Genomic DNA, 21,189 nt, shown 5'->3' with positions numbered 1-21,189 from the left:
TGCGTTAAGCATTCTGCGTTATGATCTATGCATTAAGCGTTTAGCGTTATGCGTTCAGCATTCCGCATTCCGCATTCCGCATTACTGCTGATCCCACCACACACGGTCCGTCAACTTGGCGCTCTGCTGCGGTTGCGGGTTAGAGATCACCTCTACCTGCGGGTATAACAGGCGGCGCGGCACGTCTGAAGAACCATTCAGCACTTTCTTTATTACCGGGAACCCGGTCCTTCTCCAATCCGTAAAATTCTCTACAGATAAAAAGTTAGCGGTGCTTTTTTCTTCCATAATACGTTGCAGGGCATTGGCAGCAGTTAGCGTACCACGTGCGGTCATATAGGTGCTTACAGCGCCGCTGGTTACACCCAGCTTTGTCATGTGCGACAGTATGGCCTGCTGGTAAACAGGCTGCGCTGCCGCAAAGCCGGATTTAATGAGGGTGGCTTCCGCTTTCAGAAACAGGGCCTCAGAATAGTTCACTACATAATTGTAGGCGTTAGCACCCTGGTAAAAATTGCTGGGACGGGAGTAGGCTTCCAGGCTTCCTAATGCCGATCCTATCTGCCGGCCGGTATATAAACCTGTTTCCGTTGCAGGTTTTACCATATAGGTCAAACGGGGATCGTTACGCTTTTTCAATGTATCTATAAACCCGGATGCCAGTATAAAGGTTGATCCCGGTAAAAAGGTCTGGAACCAGATGTTTTCCTGCCCTTCAATGCCCTGGTAAGGGAATTTCAGGTCATCGTCATTAGCGGTCATACCCTTGTCCAGCGCCTGTAATGCAAGATCGGCCTGGGTAGCGGCATTATAACCCGGCGCTTTGGTAAGGTGCATGTAAAAGCGCGCTTTTAACGTATAGGCCAGCCGTTGCCATTTATCCATATCTCCTTTATACAAATAATCATCATCTCCCGGTACTATAACGCCTTGTTTGGCAATGTCCGCAATGGCATCATCCAGCAGCTGCTGAATACCTTTATAAATATCTTCCTGTTTGTCATACACTGGTGTATAGTTACCGGCGCCGGCTAATGCCTGCGTATAAGGAATATCCCCCCACAGGTCAGTACCCTGTCCCCAGCAGAATGCTTCCAGTATTTTAGCAATGGCTGCATAATTCGTATTGCCGTTTAAGGTAGCCACAGAATCCAGCCGCGCCAGGTTATTCAGGCAGGTAGCATATAGAACGGTCCAGTCGCCGTTCATATCCGATTGCACCATGAAATAAGTGCCGGAATTAGGTACGGGCTGGTTCAGCGCCATAGTTTGCACGTATTCCTGTATAATGGTAGATACATTGCCGGCATATAATGACTGCGTAACCACCAGCTCTGCAGGCGCCAGTATCAGCGGCTCCTGTACAGAGGATGGGCGGTTAGGATCTTTATTCACATCAATGAATTTCTTACAGCCACCCGCCAAAAGGCAACCCGCTATTGCAATGATATATATTACTTTGTTCATGACAGTTCAATTAAGTTTTTAGAAACTTACTTTCAAGGTAAAGTTCACAGAACGTGAGGTGGGCGTAGAGAATGAGTAGATCCCCTGTGATCCGCTGGAAGAGCCAAAGGAGCTTACTTCCGGATCGCCGCCGGTAAAGTGCGGACTATAGATCCACAGGTTACGCCCGGTTACAATGAACGAAGCTGATCTTACAAAGCTGTTCGGGAAAAGTGATCTTCCAAAATCGTAGCTCAGGCTAATAGTACGCAGTTTCACATAAGTACCATCCTGTATCACAGATTCTGTCACCGCGCTTAAACGGCGCCAGTAATCCTGCCCGGTTACCACGGTGGTATTGGCCTTGTTATCTGATGCATTGATACCTTCCACTACCCGGTCCGCACGGTCTTCCGTTGCTTTGGGCGTGCCGTAAAAATACCCATAGCCGTCTACGTTATTCTGTATATCGCCGCCCTTTTTCATGTCAAACAAAAAGCTCAGGCTAAACTGTTTGTACCGGAAGGTGTTGGAGATCCCTCCCATCCAGTCAGGGTTAATATCCCCTATTACACCGGTGGAATCAGAGAAGGGCAAACCGGCATCATCTATCAGCAGCTGCCCGCTGGCAGTTCTTTTAAATAAGGTACCTACAATTGCACCGTAAGGCTGGCCTACAATAATGCTGGTAAAACCATTCCCTATCTGTGACTGGCCGTTGTAGATGGCTAATACTTTATTACGGATGCGGGTGAAATTGATCGTCATATCCCAGCTGAAATCCTTGCTTTGTACCGGTTTGGCATTCAGCAATATTTCAAGCCCTTTATTCTGCATTTGTGCAGAGTTTACCGTAGTACCGGCATAACCGGTAGAGGGTGCAATGGGCACACCGGGAATAATACCGTCTTTTGTTTTACGTACAAAGTAAGAGGCTTCCAGCCCTAAGCGGTTGCGGAAAAAGTTAGTTTCCAAGCCTACTTCAAACTCATTCAGGCGTTCATTTTTCAGGTTGGGGTTACCCAGCGTTTGGCTCAGCAAATACCCCGTCTGTCCCTGGAAGGGGAAAGCATAGTTGGTAAAAATAATACCGGCTACCCCGGAAGCATCACCACTACCCTGTGGCAGCTGATAAGGCGTATTTAGCTGGTACGGACGTACGTTATCATTACCCACCGTTGCATAAGACAAACGGATCTTACCAAAATTCATTACATCGGTTACCGCTGGTGATAATAGTTCTGAGAACACAAAGCTGCCGGCTACAGAACCGTAAGGGTAAAAGCTCTTATCCTGCGACAGTACGGAGCTACCGTCGTAACGGCCGGTAAGGGACAGGATGAACATCCGCTTCCAGTCTATATTAGCCTGTGCGTAAAAACCTACTTTGCGGCTCTGGTAATGTGTTTCATTATAGGCGATGGCAGATGCCTGGCCAATGTTATCAAAATCATCAATATTCAAACCCGTACCCTTTGCATACTCTGTTTGGTTATAAGCAGAGTATACGTTATTACCCAGCAGCAGGTTCAGGTTAAAGTCGCCCACATCTTTAGTGGCGTTTACAATAAAGTCGTGGTTAAACTGTCGGTAGTTTAAATTCTGCTCAATAATACGGCCCGCGGGGTTTGCAGAGGATCCCCTGGATTCACGATACTTATCCTGCTCGGAATAGATATCCGCACCCATTCTTTCTGTGATGGTTAACCAGTTGGTAGGCGTATAGTGCAGCGTTACAACCGGTATAAAACGGTTCACTGTTGCTTTGTTATAAATATTATCCAGCACCCAGTAAGGATTGTTCCTTGAATAACGGAACACACGCTGGGTACCATCTGCATTCTCATAGGGCAGCGGGTTCCAGGAAATAGGCGCGGTAAGCACCGTCCAGATGGGCGCTTCCAGGATATAACCTTCCGGTAAACGATCGTTCTGCGAGCTGGAATAGTTTAGCTGGAAAGTGCTGGTCAGGTTGTTTAATATTTTGGTGTTGTATTTTGCAAACAGCGCATGCCGGTCATAATCCGTTTTAGGAGTAGTACCGGTCTGCTTCAGGTATGAGTAGGACATGAAGTAGTCTGACAGGCCGTTGCCGCCATTCACACTCACGGTGCTATTGCTGGTAATGCCTGTTTTAAAAAAGTCTTTAGACTGGTTATACTTCTTTAGCTTTTGCCCGTTCACCGTTAAAGTATCCATTAACGGGCCCCAGGAGCTGCTGGTCTTTTTATCCTCACCATTAAAATATTCATATTGTTTGGTGTCGGTATTGTATTCACCCTGGGCATATTTATCCTGCACTTCCGGCAGCCAGGGTGTTTCAAAAGAAACATCCTGTGAAAATGTTACCGAAGGTTTTTTAGTGACCGCGCTTCCGCTTTTGGTAGTGATCATAATCACGCCCCTTGCACCGGCAGAACCGTACAACGCAGTAGCAGCAGCACCTTTCAGCACGCTGATGTTTTCAATAATAGCCGGGTCAATATCCGCTAAGCGGTTGGTACCCGGGCCGGAATTGAGGTTGCCTGTTTCATCATTATTCACTGGCACCCCGTCTACAATGATCAGTGCCTGGTTCTCCCCGTAAAAGGAGGTAGCGCCGCGTATTACAATACGGGATGAGCTGCCCGGTGTACCGGAAGAGCTGGTGATCTGCACGCCGGCTACCTTGCCGGATAATGCATTTACAATGTTGGGCTCCTTGGCTTCTACCAGCGTAGCCCCTTTTACTTCCTGCGTGCTGTAAGTGAGCGCACGTTTTTCGCGCTTAACGCCCAAAGCAGTTACTACTACTTCATTCAGCTCTTTTTTGTTTTCAGTAAGCGTAATGGTAACAGTGGTTTGATTGGCTACATTCACCCGGGCCGGATCAAAGCCAATGGCGGTTACTTCCAGTACAGCGTTAGCTTCCACGCTGATCTCAAAAGTGCCATCGGCGCCTACAGTGGTGCCTTTACTGCTGTGTTGGATCTTAATGGTAGCGCCAATTACAGGGTTCCCGGCTTGATCGGTTACTTTACCTTTAAGCGGAACAGATTGTGCATAGACGCGCATTCCCACACAGCACACGATTGCTATTATGAATAGCAGATACGGCTTAGGATTCATGACGACTTAGATTTTAGTTTTGGTTCACAGTTGTTTCATTGTTCTTCATTGTTCGGGGAAACCAGCTTTTGCTGCTTGTTGGCAGGCAGCAACGTACTATCATCATCCAATGGATAAAGCACTCAACATGTATACGATATTAATATAACAAGAATTACAGATAATTTCCCCCTTCTTACTGTAGTGCCATAAAATTATCTATTGCCCCAACAAATGCCTTTATTGATCTTTACCTAAGATGCCCATATCTTAACCAGTTTTTAACCGATGCGTTAAAATCAGGTAAAATTCCGGTTAATATGTGTTCATTACGCAATGCTAAGCACAGATAGCTGCAGCCAGTAACGCATCATATCCAATTGGGTGGTGGTGACTTTTGTTTTGTCGTAAGCGAGGTACAGCGTGTTCCCGGTAGTGGCAATGCCCGGCCATAGTTCTTTCAGCGGCCCCTGTGCCAGCAGGTCCTTTACCAGGTAATCGGCAACAATGGAAACGCCCTCCCCATGCACCAGGGAGCTGATAATGGCATCAAAGTCGGGAATGATAAATTGTGGTTTTACGGAAGGCCTTTTGCGGAAGTTCTCTAACCAGAAGCGGCGGATGATCATCAGGTCACTGCTGTAGGCAAACCAGTTTTGCATGAGCAGCCATTCTTCTGCCTTATCCAGCTCACCGTTATCAAGATGCTGCTCAAACTCCATGGCATTTAACCCTGCATTAGCTACCAGCAAAAATTTTTCATGCATGGCCGGTTCATATATAATATTGGGCAGATCCAGCTGTTTGGTGGAAATTAAAAAATGCAGCTCCCCTTTGGTAAGGCGGGGCACCAGGTCTTTGGTAACGCCAAATTCCGCTACAATAGGCGCCGGCAGCTGGCTGACATGGGGAGCCAGCATGGCGGTAAAAAATTCTTTGGGCGCACCAATGCTGGTTAACGGCAGCCGCTTGCCTAAACAATCATGTCGGAAATGCGTTTCTACATTCTCCAGCTTTTCCACCGCTTCAATGATCTGCGTGTAGAACAGCTTGCCGTAATCAGTTGGCACCATTTTACGGGGCTTACGTTCAAACAGCTGCTGGCCTATGTAACTTTCCAGGGAGGAAAGGTGCTGGCTTACATTAGGCTGGGAGATCAGCAGCTCCTGCGCAGCGCCGGTTAAGGTACCGCTTTGATAAATGGCTTTAAAGGTGCGGTACCACTCAAAGTTGATCATGAGGCAAATCTATAAATAAATTTATACCAACCCATAAATCAAACTATTTTATTTATAGGAAATTCATGCGGACCTTTACACCCGAAATTGATAACAAACTTTATAAACTACTAATAAAATGGACTTACAGTTAAAAGGCAAAACAGCCTTCGTGAGCGGCTCCACACAGGGCATTGGTTTTGCCATTGCCAGACAGCTGCTGCAGGAAGGCGCCACCGTTACTATTAACGGCAGATCACAACAGAAAATAGATAAGGCAGTAGCAAAACTGAACCAGCAGGTGCCCGGGGCCAAAGCTGCCGGTATAACAGCTGATTTTTCCAAAGCGGCAGAAGTAGATCAGCTGATCGCCAAGCTGGGCGCGGTAGACATCCTTGTTAACAACGCCGGCATTTTTGAGCCCAAACCCTTCACAGAAATTACCGATGCAGAATGGCTGCGTTTCTTTGAGGTGAATGTATTAAGCGGTGTACGCCTGTCCCGCGCACTGTTCCCGAAAATGCTGGAAAAGAACTGGGGCCGCATCATTTTTATTTCCAGTGAATCATCCATTTACATCCCCGAAGAAATGATCCATTACGGCACTACCAAAACCGCGCAGCTGGCCATTAGCCGCGGCCTGGCAGAGCTGACCAAAGGTACCGGTGTAACGGTGAACAGTGTGCTGCCCGGCCCTACCCGATCAGAAGGAGTGGACGATTTCATAAAACAAATAGGCGCTTCCAAAAATATAACAGAGCAGGAAGTGGAAGCAGATTTCTTTAAAAGCATGCGCCCTTCTTCCCTCATACAACGTTTTGCCGGTGTGGATGAAATAGCCAACCTGGTCACCTATGTAGCCAGCCCGCTTTCTGCCGCTACCAACGGCGCCGCCCTGCGTGCAGACGGTGGTATTGTAAGATCAATTGTATAAGGACTAAATAAGAGAATGTAAAATGTAAAATGTAAAATGCTAAATATAAAAATGGGATGCTGCGTAGATCGCCTAATCCCAGGCATAGCAGCATTTAACTTTTACATTTTACATTCATGATTTATGATTTTACATTCTTTTAGTCCCGTCTCCTTCTTCCTATAACATTCCATCATAACTTTTTTATCATGAAATATTTGCAAAAGCAGGTGTTGCTTTTGTCAGGGATCCTTTTTGCTGTACCCCTGGCAAACGCACAGCAGGGCATTGATCCTGCACGCCTGGCCCGTATTGACAGCTTAATTACCCGCCACATTATCGCGCAGCATATACCCGGCGCCACTGCGCTGATCATCCGTAATGGGCAGATCGTATACAACAAAGCATTTGGCTATGCAGATGCTGCAGCTAAAAAGCCCATGCAAACCAACAGCATTTTCCGTACAGCCTCCCAGTCCAAAGCCATTACCAGCCTGGCGGTAATGATGCTGTGGGAGGAAGGGAAGTTCCTGCTGGACGACCCGGTATCCGATTACATTCCTGCATTTAAAAACCCACGGGTGCTCGTGCATTTTAATGCAGCAGACAGCAGCTACACTACCCGCCCGGCCAGCAGGGAAATAACCATCCGCGACCTGCTGCGTCAAACTTCCGGCATTGCATACCCGGCCATTTTCAGCGATCCAACCATGTGGGCTATTTATACTAAAGCCGGTATTCCCAGCGGTATTGGTACTACGCGGTCCACCCTTAAAGAAAAGATGGCCTTACTGGCGCAAATGCCTTTGCAGCATGATCCCGGCGCAGCTTTTACCTACGGCATTAATACCGATCTGTTAGGCTATCTGGTAGAGATCTGGAGCGGGCAGCCGTTTGATGTTTTCCTGCGCAAACGGGTATTTGAGCCGCTGGAAATGACGGATACCTGGTTTCATTTACCTGCCGGCCTGCAAAACCGTCTGGTAACCTTATATGAAAGTAAGGGCGAAGCGCTGCTGCCGGTAACCCATCCTATTTATGAAGGGGTAGATCCCCTGTTCCCTAACCTGGGCGGCACCTATTTATCCGGCGGGGCAGGCTTAAGCTCCACGGTAGCGGATTATGCAAAGTTCCTGTCGCTTTACCTAAATAAAGGCATATATAAGAATAAAAGATTGCTGGGCCGCAAAACAGTGGAGCTGATGCTTACCAACCAGCTTACAGATAGTATGCGCATTTCACCACTGCCGCCGCAACCGGAAAACTTTCAATTCAGCCTGGCTGGTTTTGCGCTGGAAACAGCAAAGAACAATTACCTGCTGCCCTTTAGTACCGGCACTTTTGGCTGGGGCGGCGCTTTTAATACACATTACTGGGCCGACCCGCAGGAGCAGCTGGTAGGGCTGCTGTTCACGCAGGAATATCTTTCCCCGTATTGGCGTATTGGTGAGGAGTTTAAAGTAGCGGTGTACCAGGCCATTCAATAATGATATGCCGATGTGCAAATATGCAAATGTGCAGATGAAATGCCTCCCACATTTACACATTGCATATCTGCATATTTGCATACTAACCCGCTCCCCTAGCCGGTTTCCTTCCAATCCTTAACCGGCGATTAACTACTCATGGACCAGGAAAGGGCTAATATTGTACATCATCAAGCGATTTACAACACCTGTAAGGTGTTTGTTTTTGGGTTTTCATAACGTGAATATTAGTGTAACCGCCTCTTTAGGCGGTTTTCTATTTTGGATGAACCCTATGCGTAAATGTTTGTTAATAGGTAATTATAGCATTCTAAGCTGTTTTTAAGGTACCTCTTAAAATACCCTTAAAATCAGCACTGTACAACAAGGCGAGCATGAACTTTGTTGAACTTTATCCCGGTAATCTAAAAATGTGGTAAACTATTAGCATGAACCCAAAGCTTGTTATTGCTGTGGCTACCTTCCTGCTTGCAGGCGCCGGAGATGCTGTTGCCCAAACAGTATTTACCCTGTCCTCCGCCATAGACACGGCACGGCAAAGCAGCCCGGTATTGAAGGCACAGTACCTGAATATTGGCGCTGCCCAGGCAGATGTGATCACTGCCAAATTACGGCCTAACCCTAATCTCAACAATCAAACCCTGCAGCTGGCTGATGCAGGGCATTTCCCGGCAGGCACCAAATGGTCTGATAACAGCAACCGGCAGGTATGGTGGCAGCTGACCAAACCAATACAATGGCCGGGCCAGCGTAAGTATAAAATTGAATCCGCTAACCAGACTATTGCAGTTGCCAATAATACCTACCAGGAAAATGTACGTAACCTTTCCTGGAACGTAGGCAGCAGCTGGGTTAACACCTGGGTGCTGAGAAAGAAGCTTACCCTGCTGCAGGAAAGCCGCGCCAACCTGGATAGCCTGGTAAAGATCAATGAGCTGCGTTACAAAAACCAGGTGATCACACAAACAGACCTTACCCGTACACAGGTGCTGCTGCAACAATATAACCTGCAGTTAACCGTGTTCTTCCAGGATTATAACAATGAGCTGGCAACCCTGAAACTCTTAACCGGTGCGGCAGACAGCGTGCAGGTAGATACCAGCAGCGCCGTGGAAACATTAATACCCACTACCACGCTGGATAGTTTAATTAACCAGAGCCAGGAAAACCGTTCAGATGTAATGCTGGTAAAAAGCACCATTGCACAAACCACCAGCAGCATTCATTACCAGAGATCCCTTTCCTGGCCGCAGCCGGAGCTGGGCGTGATCTATAACCCGCAGAACTCCGTGCCATACGTTGGTTTCTTTGGCACCATTAGCCTGCCCATTTTTGACCGTAACCAGGGACAGATCAAAAAAGCAGAGATCCAGAAAGCGCAGGCAGAACAAAGCTTGCAGGCCACACAGCTGCAGGTGCAAACAGATGTGAGCACGGCCTACAAAACCTATGTGGTGCAAAAAAATAACATACAGCAATATAACGGGGTGTTACAACAATCGCAGCAGATCCTGGATAATGTGAAGTATGCATACCTGCGCGGCGGCACCACCATTATAGATTTTCTGGATGCCCAGCGTAACTGGTATGATACGCGCCTGCTGTATTATGATGCGCTGCAATCCTACTACCAAAGCTATCTGCAATTATTATTTGTAACCGGCCTTATTAATCAATTATAATGAACAGGACAACCACATATTTTTTAACGGCGTGCCTGCTTTTAACAGCATGTACCCATAAAAAAAAGGAAGCCACCGCAGAGGCAGACCCGGTGCCTAAAGTGGAGAATGATGGCAAGCGTATCACCTTTACAGATACAGCCATGGTATCTTTTTTCCAGACAGAGCCTGCCGGCGACTCTGCCCTTTCCGGTGAGCTGCATGCCCCTGCGCGTATAGCCGCTACCGTACTAACTTCACAGGAAGGCGCGCAGAACGTAGTGTTGTTTGATAACCCTGACCTGGAAAGCAGCTACACACAGCTGATGCAGCACATGATCAACATCCGGCATATACAGGATATCAATATCAAACAACGTAAAATAGAGCTGGACCGTGCGCAGGACCTGTTTAACCACGGAGCCGCCACCGGCAAGGACCTGCTGGATGCACAGGCAGCGCTGTCTATGGAACAAACCAACCTGGCTAATGAAAGAGCCGCTATTATTGAACATGAGGCCAGGTTAAAAGCAGGTGGTTTTGAACCGGTAGCCTTACGTACTGCCACACCCGGCACCGCCTATGTAATTTGCGATATACCGGAAACGCAGATCAGTAATGTAAAAGAAGGCAATGCCTGTTCCATGGTGCTGCCCTCTTTCCCGGAAATGCATATTAATGGCAAGATCGAAAATGTTGCCGATGTAATAGATAATACCACCCGTATGGTAAAGCTGCGCATCCGCATCAGCAACCCGGGCCAGCAGCTCAAGGCCGGTATGTTTGCCACGGTAACTTTCCCGGTAAAGCCGGACCCGGAGCGTAGCAGCAGCAACATGATCAGCATTAACAAATCTGCGCTCATTACTTCACAGGGCCGCAGCTACGTATTTATAAAAACAGCGCCCTCCACCTTTGAAAGAAAGGAAGTAAGCACCGGCCTGCAAATAGGCGACCGGGTGAATATTTACAAAGGCCTTGAAAGAAGCGAGCAGGTAGTGGTGAATGGCGTAATGCAGTTAAAGGGATTAAGTTTCGGATACTGAAAAACTTCAAAACATCGTTTCCTCATGCTTCAGGCACAGATCTATATTGACAAAGACGAAGTATACGGTGCACAGCCCTTATATGAGTTCATCATGCGGTTCCTGATCCGGCACAAAATAGCCGGCGCCACTGCATTCCGTGGGCAAATAGGTTTTGGAGTGCATCACCAGCTGAAACGGCCGGATAGCTGGTTCAGCTTTGATGAACCACCTATGCTGATCACTTTTATTGATGATGATGAAAAGGTAAGACACGCGCTGAAAGCCCTGCGCAAGGAAATAAGCAGCGGTTTTATTGTAGTGAACCCGGTGGAGAGGATTTGAGATTTACGATTTACAATCCGGTCTGCCATCCATTAAATCGTAATCTAAAATCTGAAATCTAAGATCAGATGATTCGTAACTTATTAATATTCTCGCTTAAGAACCGCTGGGCCGTTATACTCATGGGCGCTGCCCTGATGGGTATTGGCTACTGGTGCTTTACTATGCTGAAAATAGAGGCCTACCCGGATATTGCAGATACCAACGTGATCATAGTAGCGCAGTATCCCGGCCGGGCAGCAGAAGAAGTAGAGCAGCAGGTTACCATTCCTATTGAAAGGGCTTTGCAGAACACACCCAATGTGCTGGACCGCAGAAGCCGCACCATTTTTGGTTTAAGCGTAGTGCAGCTAACCTTTAAAGACGGCACCGACGATTATTTTGCACGGCAGCAGGTAAATGAGCGTATAGCCACCGCCGAATTGCCGGATGGTGTAAGTCCTGAGCTGGCGCCCCTGACCACTGCTGTAGGGGAAATATTACGGTACGTGGTAGAAGCCCCGCCCTCCTATACCCCCACTGATATACGCGACCTGCAGGACTGGGTTATTAAACCTTACCTGCTGCAGGTACCCGGCATTGCGGATATTACCACCTTTGGCGGACCGCTAAAGGAATACCACATTCTTACCTCGCCCGACAAGCTGCGGAAGTACGGCCTTTCCATGGAAGATGTAATAGACGCCGTGCAAAAGAACAACCGGAACACCGGCGGTAACATTATTGCCCGCGGCGAGCAGGGATTTGCCGTGCGCAGCCTGGGCGCCGTAAAAACAGAAGCAGATATTGAGAACATTGTACTCACGGAAAGCAATGGCATGGCGGTGTTCCTGCGCGATGTAGGTACCGTGGAAATTGCGCCGCCACCGCCCAGTGGCGTAATGGGGTATACTATTAAAAGCGCCGGCGTAAGCTCCAATAATGGCGTAGAAGGCATCATACTTCTGCGCCGCTACGAAAACCCCAGTGAAGTATTAAAAATATTAAAAGAACGCATTGCCGACCTGGAAACAGATGAGCTGCCCAAAGGCGTTAAGCTGCGCACCTTATATGATCGTAGCTTTCTGATCGATCACTCCCTGGAAACCGTAGGCCATACGCTGCTGGAAGGGGTATCCATCGTGATCATTATCCTGGTGTTTTTCCTGGGCAGCCTGCGCAGCGCACTGGTAGTAGCGCTTACCATCCCCTTCTCATTGCTGTTTGCGTTTATATTAATGCGCCTCACCGGCATACCGGCCAACCTGCTTTCCCTGGGCGCTATTGACTTTGGGATTATTGTAGATGGCGCCTGCGTAATGGCGGAGCACCTGATACGAACGTACCGCACGGCGCCCATGGAAGAAAAACGCAAAGGCATCATCGCCCTCACCTTACTCTCTGCACAGGAAGTCGGGCGGGAGATCTTCTTCTCTGTTACCATCATTATACTGGCTTACATGCCCATTTTGCTGATGACGCGTGTGGAAGGCAAGCTGTTCTCACCCATGGCCCTTACACTGGCTTTTGCAGTAATAGGCTCCATGCTGGCAGCGCTCACCTTGATACCGGTACTAATATCCTTTGCATATAAGAAAGCATTCAGCGGGCAGGGTAAACCGCTGAAAGAGCATAAAAATGTGGTGCTTACCTTCCTGGCAAATGGGTATGGTAAAGCATTACGCACAGTATTAAAACGCCCCAAAACATCCGTCATTGGCGGTTTTGCAATAGTAGTGATGCTGATACTGGCAGGCGGCAGCCTGGGTTCTGAGTTTCTGCCGGAGCTGGATGAAGGCTCCATTTTTTTACGCGGCAACTTCCCATCTGGTATCACCATCCAGGAAAATGCCCGGTACGCACCTAAGATCAGGGAGATCATTGCCAAATATCCGCAGATAGATTTTGTGATCACGCAAACCGGCCGAAATGATGATGGTACCGATCCCTTCCCGGCTAACCGTAATGAGATCCTGGTGGGCTTAAAGGAGTATAAATTGTGGAGCGATACCATTTCCAAAAAAACACTGGTAACCAGCATACGCCACGACCTGGAACGGGCCATGCCCGCAGTGCACTTCTCCTCCGGCCAGCCTATTATTGACCAGGTAATGGAAATTGTAACCGGCAGCGCCGCAGACCTGGCCATTTCCATTGTAGGCGACGACCTGACCATGATGCGCGGCAAAGCAGATACCATTGCCAATATTGTGCAGCACATGGCCGGCTCAGAATCCGTGAACATTGAGCAGGAAGGCCCGCAGGAGCAGATAGCTATTAACATTAACCGGGAAAATGCCGCGCGTTTTGGCATTAACGTGGCAGATATACAGAACATTATTGAAGCGGCTATTGGCGGCAAAGCCATCAGCACCCTGTATGATGGCACTAAACGTTACGATATTGTGATCCGCTATTTAGCAGAGAACCGCAACAACATTGAAGCCGTGAAAAACCTGCAGGTAACGGCTGCTACGGGCGCGCTGGTGCCCATGAACCAGCTGGCCAGCATAGACTACGTGCAGGGGCAAACGAACATTTACCGGTACAACAACAAACGTATGATCACTGTGCGCACCAACATACGCGGGCGCGACCAGGGCGGTTTTGTAAAGGAAGTGAGCAGCAAAATAAATGCGCAGCTGCACATACCAAAAGGTTATGCCATTATTTACGGCGGGCAGTATGAGAACCTGCAAAGAGCCAGCAAACAGCTCTCATTCACCATTCCGTTAACCATTGTAATGGTGTTCCTGGTGCTGTTTATGCTGTTCCGCAACATGCCGCATACAGCGGTTACCATCAGCTGCATTTTCTTTGCCATGGCCGGCGGTATTATGGCATTGTTCATACGCGGGTATCATTTTAATGTGTCGGCAGGCGTAGGTTTTGTAAGCATTTTTGGTATCTCGGTAATGGCAGGTGTGTTACTGGTATCAGCTATCACCCGCTTAAAGCTCACGGGCGATCATGAGCTGAAGGAAAGCGTGTACCTGGCCTCCAGGGAGCAGTTAAGCGCGCTCCTGTCCATCCTGGTAGTGGCTATTGCAGGTTTAATACCTGCCGCTACTTCTTCGGGTATTGGTTCGGATGTGCAGCGCCCCCTGGCCACTGTGATCATAGGTGGCTTAACCAGCACATTGCTGTTTGCACCATTAATTATACCGCCGTTATACTGGTGGGTGGAAAAAGGCCGCAGCGGGAAGAAAAAGCCGGCTGATACCACAGAAAATGATCCGGCGGCATAAAGTGTTATAACATCTTTTTTACTGGCTTGAAGGTTGCTGTTTTTAATGTTGCAACAATGTTCTTCGCGCCTTTTAGCCAGCCCTTTTTACATGGTAAAAAAATAATTATTTCTGAGGGAGTTCAAACCATGCCGGGTTTGATTATTTCTATCGCCAAAGATGATATCTTTGATGCTTCGTATAGGGTATATAGATACCCGTCAATTTAAATTCATCAATGAAAAAAATTGCCCTTACCCTACTCGTAACCGGCGCATTACTCGCACTCCTTACCTATGCCGCAAATGCAGCAGATCTTCTTAGTATTAAGGCATTCTTCAAAATTGGATTACTTGCATTAGGACTGATGATCATATCATCGGGTTATTTCCTGGTATCTTTTCTTCTTGAGTGGGCAAGGGAAACAGATTTCTTCAAACAAGTCTTATAAAGGCAGCTGCACGGTGTTAAACCAGTAAGCATGTAACATAGCTGCAAATTGCACCAGGTCGGAAAAATTAGCCGGCTTGATCATATAGCTGTTCACGCCCAGCTCATAACAATGTACAATGTCCTTGGCTGCTGTAGAAGTGGTGAGGATGACCATAGGCAGGGCTTTCAGCTGCTGATGACTTTTTATTTCACGAAGGGCCTCCCTGCCGTCTTTCTTAGGCATGTTCAGGTCCAGCAGTATCAGGCTGGGAAAGGGATAATTTCCCTCGTCTTTATACTTCCCCTGCCGATGCAGGTAGTGTACTAACTCTTCTCCATTCTCCACAAAATAGATGGCTGTATCTGCCTCATTCTCCTCAAAAGCTACTTTTATTAACTCCCTGTCATCGGCATCATCGTCCGCCACCAATATGCATTTCTTATTGGTATGGCCATTACCGTTAATGATCATTCAAATTGGGTTTAAAGCTAAATTTACAACAATTGTTGTTTGTTCAGTACGCTTTTACTGCTGTCTGTCAAAAAATCTGCTGAATCATGTTTTACCCTGGCGGGTTATTTCTTTTGCAGGTTAGCCAGCTGTGTGAACAGCTCCTTTTCCTGTTCGCTCAAATGCTGGGGAATGTGGATCATGGCCGTCAGGTACAAGTCTCCCGGCTGGGAGGCATTATTGAAGGATGGCATGCCCATGCCTTTCAGGCGAAAGATCCGCCCGCTGTCGGTGCCTGCCGGGATATTCATATTCAACGGTCCGCCAAGGCCCTGCACGGCAATTTTACCGCCCAGTACAGCTGTATAAAGGTCTACCGGTACATCAGCATACACATCCTGGCCTTTCAGCTCAAACTGCGGGTGCGGCGCTAAATGTATGGTAATGAGCAGGTCGCCGTTTTCTGCCCCGTTGCGGCCCGGTACTCCCTTGCCTTTCAGGCGTATCACCTGCCCTTCATACAGGCCGGGTTTGAGCTTTATATTTAACCGTGATCCGTTTACGTTCACCTGCTTAGGGCCACCTGCATAGGCATCCTCCAGGGATACTTCCATGTTAGCCGCAATATCCTGGCCCCGTGTGGCTCTTTGCTGGCGCTTGCTGCCGCCGCCAAAAGACCGGCCGAACAGCTGTTCAAAGAAGTCGGAAAAACCGCCTTCCCCGCCAAACATATCTTCCGCATTCCCCTGGTAGCTATAGGTTTGGCCGCCGCTGCCCCATTGGCCCCAGTCATAATCCTGGGCGCGGCCGCCGTGCTGCTCGTAATTTTTCCAGTTCTCACCCAGCCGGTCGTACTTTTTCCGTTTTTCAGGATCGCCCAGCACCTCGTATGCTTCGTTTATTTCCTTGAACTTTTCCTCTGCCGCTTTGTCACCAGGATTTTTATCCGGGTGATACTTGACAGCCAGCTTGCGGTAAGCCTTTTTCAGCTCCGCTTCTGTTGCCCCCTTCTCTACGCCCAGTATTTTATAATAATCCTTGAATTCCATAATGCACTAAAGATATCAATAAATATACCACCGCCCATACTGCTGTCACTTTTACCGGATAACCGGCAGGCATAAAAAAGGGGCCGGCTAACGCCAACCCCTGCCCTTGTGCTTTTCACACTTACTTTATCAATTTATACGCAATTTCAGGATATCCGCGCTGGCCGCCATCCTGCCCTATCCCGGCACTGATGAACTTCAGCTTATAGTAGTTGCCGCCGGCATCTTTTACCACGTAAAAGCGGTCTGTTTTTATGCCTACCGTTGCCCCGGAAGTTACCCGCCATTTACTGCCAATAGCATCGCGGGTAGCGCTGTATACCAGTTTGGTATTGGAAAGGTCCGCAGCTGCAAAGGTATCATAGCTAAACCCATCGGCCGTAGTGGCTTCTGCTGCCTGTACACCGGCAAGGTTGTTACTGTACACAAAATCAGAGAACAGGTAAGGTAAGAACACCCCGCCACCGCCGGTCAGGTACACACCGTATGACCATTGAATGTCCCATTCCGCTTTTTTAGGCTCCACCGTTACCACCTTATTGGTGGTGAAGGAATAGAAGGTAAAATTAAAGTTGCCGTCCTTGCTGATATCAGCAGTTTGAATGGCTGTTTCATCCAGCCTGGCGTATTGCAGCTTATAACCGCTACCATTACGGCTGATCTTTATTTTATACCAGGTTTTTGGATCTGCAGCATTGGCCGTTTCCGGTTTTACCAGGTATACCTTGTTTTCCGCGTCCGTAGCAGATACCGCTGCTATGGCTGTTTTGGACAGGTCGCCATATACATCGTCCACCATATCCAGGGTGCCGGCTCCCTGTCCCAGGGCCAGGCTAATACCAACGGTATCCGTCAGGCTAACCTGTGTAAGATCTGTTTTAGCCAGGGCTTTTACAGACAGGGAAGAGGTATAGTTCAGGATCACACGGTAATCTGCGCCGCTATAAAATCCAAGATCCCAGCTTATGCGGGCTACTGAAGTTTGTTTGGCTGCGCTCAGATCTACAAACACCGCATTGGGCGCGCCGGTGCCGCCACCGCCATCCAGCTTCATTTCGGAACCATCGGAAGGTGGTATAACCGGTATAGTATCATCATCATTGCTGCAGGCGCTGAGTGCTGCTATTAAGGTAAGGCATACAAAAATCTGCCGCATACGCTGCCCACCTGCCTGTAAATGTTTTGTTGTGTACATGTTCTATTTATTAATGCTTAATTATTAATGCTTAATTTTTTGCCCAGCGGAAATTCAGCCCCAGGAAGTAAGAGCGCCCATACCACATTAACACCGGGCCGCCTGTGCTATGCGCCTGCCCGATATCTGCAGAGGTGCTTTTAAGCCGGTCCACATTCAGCGCATTTTTCACCCCTGCATTCAGTGTCAGGTATTTGTTAATGCGTTTGGAAGCCGTAACATCCGCATAATGAAAAGCAGCTGTTTTTGCCAGGTGCACTACTTCCGCATTATTTACAGTCACCAGCTCATAGGTAGGCCGTACCCCGCTGAACTTGTAGAACACATTTACGGTAGCGCCTATACGCTTAATGTGATAGATGATATTTGCATTTACTTCCGGCGTCCACGTAAAGGTGGGCGGGCTGCCCGTTTTGGCATAAGCCGTATCATCTGCAAAACGGTTGTAGCGGCCTATGTACAGAAATCCTACCGTGGCCTGCAGGTTTTTCCATTGCAGGGTATGTTCCAGCATGCCCCCGGTAGTTTTAAACTTATTGATGTTGATGTAAGTGCTGATACTGGGGTCAGCCGCATCATACCCAATATCTATGAGGTTATTGAAATCATTATAAAAACCGCTCAAAGCAATGGTGTAATGCAGCGGATCTTTACTAAGGACCTGCCAGCTAAGTGAGCCGTTTGCGCTGTGCGAATATTCCGCCTTCAGGCTGGGATTTCCTTTAATGGAATGGCTGGCATCAAAGAAGTAAAAATATAATTCGCGTAATGCAGGCGCCCGGAAACCACGCGCGTAAGACAGGCGCAGGTCCAGGTCTTTTCTTAATGCAAATTTGGTATTAACGGAAGGGATCAGGGGCGGCGCATCATACACAGAATTTTTACTGAAACGCAGCCCTGGCCTGATGTTGAGCCAGGCCGCCGGTTTCACTTCTGCAGATGCGAAAAAGGCATAATCACTGATCACCGGCGAGCCTTCAATACGCTGGCCGCTGCTGGCATCTCTTTTATATTCCACACCCGGTTGCAATGATACCCCATCTGATATTTTATATTGTACGGTGCCCCTGAAAAAAATGGTACTGAACTTAGATACGTCCTGTGCACTGGCATCGCCCGACAGCGTAGCGATATTGGTACGAAAATCTTTAATGGTGGTTTCTGTTTTACGCTGATAGTCCTGGTAAGAGAGCGCTCCGTTCACACTCAGGCGCTCACCGGGTTTCCAGGCGGCCTGCGCCTGGTGGGTATAACGGTTGGTATAAAAAAACTGGTCAGTGGCTTTGTAGTTGCCGGTATTAATATCGCCCTGGTTTTTAATATTCTCATGCAGGTAATCCAGCCGGTACCATACTTCCCAGGTACGGTTGCCGTAACCTAACATCCCACTGGCAAAAGACTGGTCTTTCGGATGCCATTCTTTTTTACGGCCGGTATAATCGCCCTGCCAGCCGCCAAAATTATTACGGGTATAACCGCCATTGGCAAACCAGCCGCCATGGCCCCATTGCAGGCCTATGTTTTCGTTATGCAGCCCTTTGTTATTAAAGGGCTTGTACTCCGTACCCACGGTTTCTTCCTGCACGCGGGCTGTAACCGTCAGGTTATCCGTACGTTTTTTTGTGATGATGTTAATGACGCCGGCCAGCGCATCTGTACCATATACTACAGACATAGGTCCTTCTACAATTTCAATACGTTCAATGGAGTTAACATCTACCTGGCTTAAGCTTTGTTTGGTGCTGCCACGGTCTACCAGCGGTACGCCATCCAGCAATACCTTTACATTCTGGCCCGGCATGCCCATGAGCTCTACATCTGTTTCTCCCAGCGTAGCATCGTTAGACAAGCGGATACCCAGCTCATTGCTTATCACCCCCAATACATCCGTAGCGCCCCGTTGCTGAATACGTTCGCTGTTAATGGTGCGCACCCGGTACACGGATTGTTTAACAGACTGGGCCTGGTATTGCCCGGTTACTACCACATCCTTTAACTGAACAGTGGTATCCTGCGCAAAACTGTTTATGCGGCATAGGAGGCAGCAAAAGAATAGTGCCATCAATTGTTTCATCAGGTATTTGATTTATTGTTGGTATGCTTATATCAGCGCATACACCTGCTGCATCAGCAAAGCCTCTTCCACCGCTGCCCGCAGGGCTTCCCATTCCGCTTTGGTAAAGGTGAAGCTGATATCCTGGCAGGGCGTGTGAATGATCACCCTTTCCTCATCATCCGGAAAAGGCAGCGAGTGATCGCAAAATTCCCGGTGTTCCAGCGTTTTGCTGAACTGTACAAAGTCGTTCGGGGTAAAATGCAGCAGTACATTGCCATGCCACAGAAAAACGGTTTTACAATGCATACAATGTCCTATATGCATCTGGCCTTTCCGGGCCAGTATCCTGGTTTCGCACATACACTACTTGTTTAACAAACTGCTGTTATTGGCCTGTCATACCCGCCATACGCATGCAAGTACCTGGCCGGCATAGCGGGCAGACAGATGGGTTTCATAGATTCGTAAAAAACTATTATGCTGAAAAAAGATGTTGTTATATACGCCGGCGGAGAACGGCAATACAAAAATAAGCAGCAGTAAGTAGTAGTGATGATCGGATCAGGAAAAGTATTTACGCTAAAGGGAAAAGGAATGCACCAGCTCCCGCCACTGCGCCAGCTCCGGCTGGCCGGGCTTACGCTTGCCAAAGAATTGTACGATCATTTCATTATTTGCATCAAATACTTCTATAGAAGTAACCGTACCGTCTGCAGATGGTTTTTCTACTACCCAGCATTGGGCAATATCATCTGTTTTCAGGTGCAGGTTAAAGTCAGGGTCCATTACATTGATCCATCCTGGTATTTCCACGATCTTATGTACCGGCCCGGTGTGAATTTCAATGTTGCCATGGTTGCTCACAAATACCATAATTTCCAGGCCGCTGGCTGCAGCCTGTTCCAGCAGCAGTTTTACACAGGTAACAGCTACCTTGCGGGTAAAGCGGCCTTCTGCTATTTCCAGCGCATGCAGGCGGCCGGCTTTGTATTTATTGAGCAGCGGAAAAAAGTCGTGCGTATCCTGCAATGCTGCCCACTCATCCAAAAATGCTTTGGCATCTATCGTTTGCGAATAGGTGGGTGCGGCAGCGGCAGGCGTAATAGTAATATCAGCAGCTTGTTCCTCTGCGGTAAAGTCCTGCACCAGCTGCTCCCAGGTGGCCAGGTTAGTATCCGCCACCGTATATATTTTGATCACGGCATTACCCTGCCCGTCAAATACCTGTAAGGAGTTTTTGAAGCCCAGCGCTTCATCATCCTTTACGGCAAACCCATGTATCCATTTTGAAAAGAACATGCGCAGGTCTATATCTTTACCTACTACCACGCCTACATGGCGGCTTTCTGTGCGCACATCTTCAAACACACCTTTCCTTTCCATTACGCAGCTTTCATTGCGGGTAAGCACCATTACTTTTCCTATGCCCGGCATGCGTTGCAGCAAAGCGGGGTAATCATTCTGTAAATGCAGTACTGTGCTCCCGGTGCAGGCGGCTACCAGCTGGCCTTCGCTTACCTGCAGGGCGCGGGCGGCATCCCGGATCCTGGTTTTCGGATTTTGCTGGCGGTAAACCTGCCATTGAGCTTTCAGGTTATTGGTAATTGTATTGTTCATGG

16 protein-coding genes are annotated in these 21,189 nt (G+C 48.3%); 7 read left to right on the top strand and 9 right to left on the bottom strand.

Annotated features, from left to right (window positions below):
• Positions 1-81: 81 nt before the first annotated feature.
• From KVT36_RS16260 to KVT36_RS16250, 3 genes are all read right to left on the bottom strand, one after another.
• Positions 82-1,467: a SusD/RagB family nutrient-binding outer membrane lipoprotein gene (locus KVT36_RS16260; protein ID WP_217604532.1), complete on the bottom strand. Its 1,386-nt coding sequence runs from the start codon at positions 1,465-1,467 to the stop codon at positions 82-84.
• An 18-nt stretch (positions 1,468-1,485) separates the two neighbouring features.
• Positions 1,486-4,500 carry a SusC/RagA family TonB-linked outer membrane protein gene (locus KVT36_RS16255; RefSeq protein ID WP_254640044.1) on the bottom strand — a complete coding sequence of 1,005 codons (3,015 nt, stop codon included), beginning with the start codon at positions 4,498-4,500 and terminating at the stop codon, positions 1,486-1,488.
• 362 nt (positions 4,501-4,862) lie between these two features.
• Entirely contained in the window at positions 4,863-5,771 is a 909-nt protein-coding gene (locus KVT36_RS16250; RefSeq protein ID WP_217604530.1) for a LysR family transcriptional regulator, read from the bottom strand.
• 118 nt (positions 5,772-5,889) lie between these two features.
• Here KVT36_RS16250 and KVT36_RS16245 point away from each other — a divergent pair, with 118 nt between their 5' ends.
• The 7 genes from KVT36_RS16245 to KVT36_RS16215 all read left to right on the top strand — a co-directional run bounded on the left by KVT36_RS16245 (position 5,890) and on the right by KVT36_RS16215 (position 14,838).
• The gene (locus KVT36_RS16245) at positions 5,890-6,684 is read left to right on the top strand and encodes an SDR family NAD(P)-dependent oxidoreductase (RefSeq protein WP_217604529.1); all 795 of its coding nucleotides are present in this window, start codon (positions 5,890-5,892) and stop codon (positions 6,682-6,684) included.
• A 188-nt stretch (positions 6,685-6,872) separates the two neighbouring features.
• Entirely contained in the window at positions 6,873-8,150 is a 1,278-nt protein-coding gene (locus KVT36_RS16240; protein WP_217604528.1) for a serine hydrolase, read from the top strand.
• A 428-nt stretch (positions 8,151-8,578) separates the two neighbouring features.
• Positions 8,579-9,832, top strand: coding sequence for a TolC family protein (locus tag KVT36_RS16235; protein ID WP_217604527.1), 1,254 nt, complete (start codon positions 8,579-8,581; stop codon positions 9,830-9,832).
• Positions 9,832-10,857 (top strand): efflux RND transporter periplasmic adaptor subunit, encoded by a 1,026-nt coding sequence (locus KVT36_RS16230; RefSeq protein WP_217604526.1) that lies wholly within the window; start codon positions 9,832-9,834, stop codon positions 10,855-10,857. Before KVT36_RS16235 ends, KVT36_RS16230 begins: the two co-directional genes overlap by 1 nt.
• 24 nt (positions 10,858-10,881) lie before the next feature.
• A complete protein-coding gene (locus tag KVT36_RS16225; RefSeq protein WP_217604525.1) occupies positions 10,882-11,181 on the top strand; it encodes a DUF190 domain-containing protein in 300 nt (99 codons plus the stop codon).
• 68 nt (positions 11,182-11,249) lie between these two features.
• The gene (locus KVT36_RS16220; protein ID WP_217604524.1) at positions 11,250-14,408 is read left to right on the top strand and encodes an efflux RND transporter permease subunit; all 3,159 of its coding nucleotides are present in this window, start codon (positions 11,250-11,252) and stop codon (positions 14,406-14,408) included.
• A 217-nt stretch (positions 14,409-14,625) separates the two neighbouring features.
• The gene (locus tag KVT36_RS16215) at positions 14,626-14,838 is read left to right on the top strand and encodes a hypothetical protein (RefSeq protein WP_217604523.1); all 213 of its coding nucleotides are present in this window, start codon (positions 14,626-14,628) and stop codon (positions 14,836-14,838) included.
• Here KVT36_RS16215 and KVT36_RS16210 read toward each other — a convergent pair.
• The 6 genes from KVT36_RS16210 to KVT36_RS16185 all read right to left on the bottom strand — a co-directional run bounded on the left by KVT36_RS16210 (position 14,833) and on the right by KVT36_RS16185 (position 21,187).
• Positions 14,833-15,291 carry a response regulator gene (locus KVT36_RS16210; RefSeq protein WP_217604522.1) on the bottom strand — a complete coding sequence of 153 codons (459 nt, stop codon included), beginning with the start codon at positions 15,289-15,291 and terminating at the stop codon, positions 14,833-14,835. The genes KVT36_RS16215 and KVT36_RS16210 overlap by 6 nt on opposite strands.
• Positions 15,292-15,395: 104 nt before the next feature.
• On the bottom strand, positions 15,396-16,319 hold the full coding sequence (locus KVT36_RS16205; protein ID WP_217604521.1) for a DnaJ C-terminal domain-containing protein: 924 nt from the start codon (positions 16,317-16,319) through the stop codon (positions 15,396-15,398).
• A gap of 121 nt (positions 16,320-16,440) precedes the next feature.
• Entirely contained in the window at positions 16,441-17,514 is a 1,074-nt protein-coding gene (locus tag KVT36_RS16200) for an HmuY family protein (protein ID WP_217604520.1), read from the bottom strand.
• Between the two features lie 31 nt (positions 17,515-17,545).
• The gene (locus tag KVT36_RS16195) at positions 17,546-19,588 is read right to left on the bottom strand and encodes a TonB-dependent siderophore receptor (protein WP_217604519.1); all 2,043 of its coding nucleotides are present in this window, start codon (positions 19,586-19,588) and stop codon (positions 17,546-17,548) included.
• Positions 19,589-19,615: 27 nt separating this feature from the next.
• Positions 19,616-19,930, bottom strand: a complete 315-nt coding sequence (locus KVT36_RS16190; RefSeq protein ID WP_217604518.1) for a DUF6686 family protein — start codon at positions 19,928-19,930, stop codon at positions 19,616-19,618.
• 219 nt (positions 19,931-20,149) lie between these two features.
• On the bottom strand, positions 20,150-21,187 hold the full coding sequence (locus tag KVT36_RS16185) for a hemin-degrading factor (protein WP_217604517.1): 1,038 nt from the start codon (positions 21,185-21,187) through the stop codon (positions 20,150-20,152).
• Positions 21,188-21,189: the final 2 nt, after the last annotated feature.

Origin of the sequence: Chitinophaga sp. GbtcB8 (genome assembly GCF_019091455.1) — a bacterium.
Lineage (GTDB): Bacteria > Bacteroidota > Bacteroidia > Chitinophagales > Chitinophagaceae > Chitinophaga.
This window is presented reverse-complemented; position numbering and strand designations above follow the sequence as displayed.